We start from the raw sequence: 3940 nt of genomic DNA, 5'->3' as shown, positions 1-3940 counted from the left end.
TGGCAATGCGACGGTGAGGAGAAGGTCGTCTTAGCCGCCTCCTCTTTAGGGATCACAGCAGATCCGGAGTAGCTGGAAGCCCTCAGCGGGCCTCAGTGAAAGGAGAAACCGTAGAAGACGGGAAACGGAGCAGACCACACGGGGAGAGTTAGCCTCTCTAGCTGAAGCCACCAAATGGCCCGCCCGCGCTCTTGCCGGGCAACCCGGGGAGTCGCTAAGACACAGCCCCAAACGGGTCCGCAACCCGATCTCCGTGGTTACGAGACGTGAAAGACACACCATGACTAAGAAACGGAAAGTGCACTCATTGACCGGCAGGATCACCCTGGGGTTGATGATCCAGGCCTTTCAGGCGGTGAAGCGAAATCGGGGCGCAGCGGGAATCGACAAGGTCAGCGTCGACATGTTCGACGTCAACCGCGACGAGAACCTCGTGGCTCTGATGAGGGACCTGAAGACCGGAAACTTCCGGCCAAGGCCCCTTCGCCGGGTCTACATACCCAAAGACCCGAAGGCGAAGAAGTTTCGCCCATTGGGCATACCAGTGGTCCGAGATCGCGTCGCCCAGGAAGTGCTCCGCAGACTCCTGGCGCCGATCTTCGAACCGAAGTTTCACCAGGCGTCCTTCGGGTTTATCCCGAATCGCAACTGCCACCAGGCCATCGAGCGGGTGCTGGCGTACCACGCGGACGGATATCGGGTCGTACTCGACGCCGACATCGCTGCGTTCTTTGAGACCGCGACACACTACACCTCCTTTTGTGACGGTTGGTCGAAGAGGGTAGGTTGCTGCGCTAACACCTTGATTCTCAAGCCTTTTCTCCTTCCTTGTCTGACATGTACGGCTTGGAGCTCGCCGCGCTTGACACGCTGCAACACGGTCTGGCGCGAGACCCCGAGGACTTTGGTCGCCTCGAGCATCGGTAGCCAGCCTTCAGGAGCTTCTTCAACGAACCGGGATCGAAGGTCCTCGGTGATTCGAATACGCCATGGGGCTCCGGGGGTGAGCTGCTCGCCGGCGATAAAGCCGTCGTTGAGCCACCGATGGACCGTCGAGGGTGCGACGCCGAGGATCTTGGCGGCCTCGGCGACGTTGGCGAGCTCTCCTTCGGGAGGCTCTGGGGGCGGTTGGTAGCGAGGGATCTTCCGGTGCCGCCGTAGGTTACCGACCCGGTTGGCGTTGAATCGGTGCCCGCGCGCAGTGCGCCGCCCCTGCCGATTGAAGATCCCGGCAATCATCGCGTCCGGGTAGTGGACCGCGAGCCGGCGGAGAAGCTCGACCGTGTCTTCGTCTGTCCGGACCGGAGATTTCCTGACCCGTTTCAGCTCGATTTCCAGCTCGGTAAAGGCGCCCCCACGCCAGCGCAGGGTGAGCTGCGCCCGAGAGGCGGCCGGGTCGATGCAGACCAGGACGTCTTCGACCAACGTTTGCAGGAGTTGCTTGCGGTCCCGGGCGCTGGTGGTGGGCGCGGACCAGACGCGCTCCAGATCCTGGCCCAGCTCTCGGAGCTTGCGGTAATCCTCTTCGCTGAGCTTGCGCGGCGTGCGTTGTTCTCGGCGGGCAAGCTCGGCTTCGGCCGCCGCCAGGTCGCGCAGGCAGTGATTCCACTCGCTCTCGAGGGTGCGAGCGACGAGGCGATTCTCCGGCTCGACGGCAAGGTAGCGTCGTTCGGCGCGTTCAGCCTCGTAGCGTGTCCGCTCGACCTCGAGGCGCCACTGGGCGAGGGCCGCGTCGCGGTCGGCCTCGAGCTGGTCGGCTGCTTCCAGAGAGGCCTCGATGCCGGCGGGTAATAGGGCGGCGAGCAACGTCTCGGCCACCGCCTGGTCGATCTGGCGGCCCCCCACCCGTAAGCAGTGACTCCCTCGGCCGTCGACCAGCGTGTGGCCGGGGCAGTAGTAGCTCGGGCTCGAGCCCTTCCCCGGGTAGGACACTCGCAGTCGGCGGTTGCAACGTCCACAACGGGCGATGCTTTGCAGCAAGGCAGCCCCTTCTCTCACAGCTCCTCCCGCCTGATGGCGTTGCGGACGCCTGTTGCGGGCAATGCGCTCCTGGTTGGCCTCATAGGTTTCCCAGTCGATGAAGCCCTGGTGGTGATCGGGGATGAGCACCTGCCACTCGCAGCGGGGTAAGCGCCGGACGCGTTTACGCACGCGTCCAGACTCGTCGATGTAGCGCTCATGACGCGTCTTGCCGTGGGCATAAGCTCCACCGTACGTGGGGTTTTTCAGCACACGGTGGATGGCGTGATAGCTGGGCTTCACCCATTGTATGTCGGGCCATCGGTTAGACTGTAGCGGAAAAGACAGGTCCTGGGACAGGAACCAGAGCCAAACTTGACGTACTGAGCCGAGTTCGGTGAAGCGCTCGAACACGGTGCGGATCGCGCCGGTCACCGCCTCGTCGGGATGGAAGCGAACCTCGCCGTCTTGATCTCCCCAGACCAGACCGACGGGCAAACCGCGACGCAACTCGCCTCGAGCCGCCTTGTTGCGAATACCGCCATCGAGCCGCGCACGAAGGACGTGCAGTTCGGCCTCCGACATGGTGCCCTTCAGGCCGAGCAGCAGGCGATCATTGAAATCACCGGGATGGTAGAGGCCATCGCTGTCGCCAATCAACGTGTCCGTGATGCCGCACAGATCGAGCAACCGGTACCACTCGGCGTTGTTGCGTGCGACCCTCGAGACTTCGAGCGCCAGCACCAGGCCTACGTGCCCCAGAGCAACCTCAGCGATCATGTGAGCGAACCCGGAGCGAGCGACGACACCACTGCCTGTGACGCCGAGATCTTCGTCGATCACCGTGGTCTGCTCGCGGGTCCAGCCGAACTCGAGCGCGCGGTGGACGAGCCCGTACTGACGATCCGTGGATTCACGATTGCGCACCATCTGCCCCGGGCTGGATTGGCGCAAGTAAACGAAGGCGGCGCGGCAGGTGTGCGCCGGCGTGATCTTGGTGCGATCACTCATCGGATTCCTCCTTTCGCTCGAGCGTTTGGGCCATCAACCGGGCCAGCATCGCCACGGCGGCGGCCCGTTCTTCGTCGTTGAGCCTTGGCCACACCTCCGGTAGCGGAGCGGGCGGGCTCGTCGTCACAAACTCGAAAGTCCGTTGCACGCTCTTCCTCCTCCGTCGAGTCGGGGGCGCTCTCGGGCTTCGAGGCGGCCACTCGACGGAGCAGAGCGTCTACGATGGTCCGGGCACGCAGCAACTCGAAAGGAGACGCCAGGATCCCCTCGGTTGCCTTGTCTTGGCTCGGGGGATCAAGATCAGTCCAAGCTGCAGGAATCAGGGATCGACTGCCATCGGGCAGGATCAACAGCAGCTCCAGGCTCCGGTGCCGATGCATCCAGCCTAGGACGGCGAGCGACTGACCTTCGAACGGGTGACGTTGGCGGGTGATCGTGACCGCCGAGGGGAAACCCTCGAGGTGGGTAGTGTGTCGTACCTTCCTTCGACAACATCCCGTTCAAGGTCATCATGGCAGCCCTTGCAGAGGAAGTCGCGGATGGAAACATCCTGCGCTTGGTCGAGAAATTTCTCGCTGCTGGAGTGATGGAGAACGGCGTGTTCAAGCCGACGACGGTGGGGGTCCCGCAAGGCGGCGTCTGCTCACCTCTGCTGGCCAACGTGGTGCTCAATCATCTCGACTGGGCGCTCGACGACGCCGGCTATTGCTTCGCGCGATATGCCGACGACTTCGTGATCGTCTGTCAGACAAAACAGCAGGCGCAAGAGGCTCTGACACTCGTGCGACGTGTGCTCGAAAACGACCTCGGGCTGGCCCTCAGCCCACAGAAGACGAAGATCACGACCTACGGGGAAGGCTACGAATTCCTCGGGTTCTTCCTCTCGTCACGGTCTCGACGCAGGCGCAGCAAGTCAGTGGAGAGGTTCAAAGCCAAAGTGCGGGAACTCACCATCCGCAAGCACAACCTC

Annotated in this window: 3 protein-coding genes and 1 pseudogene; 2 read left to right on the top strand and 2 right to left on the bottom strand. The window is 63.0% G+C overall.

All coding sequences use genetic code 11. The features are described from left to right. Positions 1–280: 280 nt before the first annotated feature. Positions 281–736, top strand: a pseudogene (locus tag GY769_23260) (group II intron reverse transcriptase/maturase). 11 nt (positions 737–747) lie between these two features. Here GY769_23260 and GY769_23255 read toward each other — a convergent pair. Continuing rightward, a complete protein-coding gene (locus GY769_23255) occupies positions 748–2970 on the bottom strand; it encodes a recombinase family protein (GenBank protein MCP4204838.1) in 2223 nt (740 codons plus the stop codon). Beyond that, positions 2967–3404, bottom strand: coding sequence for a hypothetical protein (locus GY769_23250; GenBank protein MCP4204837.1), 438 nt, complete (start codon positions 3402–3404; stop codon positions 2967–2969). The genes GY769_23255 and GY769_23250 overlap by 4 nt, the downstream gene beginning before the upstream one ends. Positions 3405–3481: 77 nt before the next feature. Here GY769_23250 and GY769_23245 point away from each other — a divergent pair. Continuing rightward, the coding region (locus tag GY769_23245; GenBank protein ID MCP4204836.1) for a group II intron reverse transcriptase/maturase at positions 3482–3940 on the top strand (459 nt) is incomplete at its 3' end.

The sequence above is a fragment of the bacterium genome, assembly GCA_024224155.1.
GTDB lineage: Bacteria > Acidobacteriota > Thermoanaerobaculia > Multivoradales > JAHEKO01 > CALZIK01.
The sequence above is the reverse complement of the archived record's forward strand: the minus strand, read 5'-3'. Positions and strand labels throughout refer to the sequence as shown.